At 68.3% G+C, this 1,656-nt stretch carries 2 protein-coding genes; both read left to right on the top strand.

What is annotated here, in order from left to right:
* Positions 1 to 416 (top strand): SGNH/GDSL hydrolase family protein (locus tag UK23_RS52855; protein ID WP_045313842.1); only part of this gene is annotated, 416 nt, incomplete at its 5' end.
* A gap of 405 nt (positions 417 to 821) precedes the next feature.
* The coding region (locus UK23_RS23865) for a cellulose binding domain-containing protein (RefSeq protein ID WP_231114641.1) at positions 822 to 1,656 on the top strand (835 nt) is incomplete at its 3' end.

Here is a 1,656-nt window from a genome sequence, read left to right as displayed (position 1 = left end):
ACGGCGACGTGTGGCAGAACCCCGGCACGTGGCACCCGCAGCTGGTCGTGGTGGGCTTGGGCACCAACGACTTCTCCACCGCGCTCAAGCCGGGCGAGCAGTGGCCGGACGCGCAGAGCCTGGTCACCGCGTACAAGTCCGCGTATCAAGGGTTCCTGGACAAGCTGCGGGCCCGGTACGGCTCCGGCACCACGATCCTGGTGAGCGTCGGGCAGGCGTCGGGGACGTTCACGGACGCGGTGCGGCAGGTCGCGCAGGACCGTGCCGCCCAGGGCGACACCAAGGTGCGCTACTGGAACTACGCCGACCCGGCTCTGGACCTCCTCGGCTGCGACTGGCACTTCTCGCGGCACGACCACCAGCTGATCTCCGGGCTGCTCCGCGACTACATCTCCGGGTTGAACCTGGCCTGGTGACGCCGTCACCTGAACGGGGGTGGCCGGTTCCGCACTGGAACCGGCCACCCCCGTTTCCGTTCCGTGCCATACGAAAACCGGCGGGAAAACTCGGTCTCGTCGTGCCGATTCTCGTTTGCTGGCAACGCAAGGCGGGTAGGGCGAACCTGAGCCCGAGAGGGGCTGGCAAGGGGCCAATCGCGCTTGTGGGAGCGTTCCCGGAAGTCCACTCGAAGGGAGCAGTAAGGGGGTCCGGCGGAGGAATTGCCGCTGCGCTGTTCTGGTTAAGACGCAGGGCTTTTCGATGCAACTGCCATTACTCCGGCGGTCAGTCGATTCAAGTGACTCACGTTACAGTGCCGTGAACTCTGGGAGCGCTCCCAGAAGTCGAGAGGCGGCGGCATGACTCGGCGAACGACGGCAATGATGGCTGCGGTGGTGATGGCGATCGGAGGGGTGCCCGCGGTGGCGGCGCCCGCGGCGGTCGCGTGCACGGTCACCTATCAGCTCACCAACGAGTGGGACACCGGATTCGGTGCCACAGCGACGATCCGCAACGACGGTGACGCGCTGAACGGCTGGAACCTGACGTGGACGTTCCCGGACGGGCAACGGGTCACGCAGGGCTGGAACGGCACGTTCAGCCAGACCGGTGCGGTGGTCAGTGTGACCAATCCGGACTGGGCGCGGACGATCCCGGGAGGTGGCTCGGCACAGGTCGGTTTCAACGGCAGCAAGGGTTCCGCGAACCGGCCTCCGACGGACTTCGCGGTGAACGGCGTGGCGTGCACTGGCCCGAACCAGGCGCCGTCCGTGGCGCTGACGGCACCTGTCACGGGCAGCACCTACACCCTGCCCGCCACGATCCCGCTGGCGGCCACGGCGCAGGACAGCGACGGCACGGTGACGAAGGTCGACTTCTACGCCGACGACACGCTGATCGCGACCGACACCAGCGCGCCGTACACCGGCACGTGGGGGTCACCGACGGCAGGTGATCACCAGATCACCGCGAGGGCGACCGACAACCGCGGTGCCACCAGGACTTCGGCACCGGCGATGGTCAAGGTGCTGGCCGGGCCGGCGGTGCTGGCGACGCCGAGCACGCTCAACGTCCGGCAGGGCCAGACGGCGACGTTCGACGTCTCGCTGGCGACGGCGCCGAGCTCACCGGTGACGGTGACGATCGGCCGAAGCGGCAGTGCGGACCTGACGGCGGCTCCGGCGACGCTGACGTTCTCGAGTGCGGCGAAGCAGACCG

The organism is Lentzea aerocolonigenes (assembly GCF_000955955.1).
In the GTDB taxonomy this organism is placed as follows: Bacteria; Actinomycetota; Actinomycetes; order Mycobacteriales; family Pseudonocardiaceae; genus Lentzea; species Lentzea aerocolonigenes_A.
Note: the sequence above shows the minus strand (reverse complement) of the source record. Positions and strands in the feature narration are given on the sequence as shown.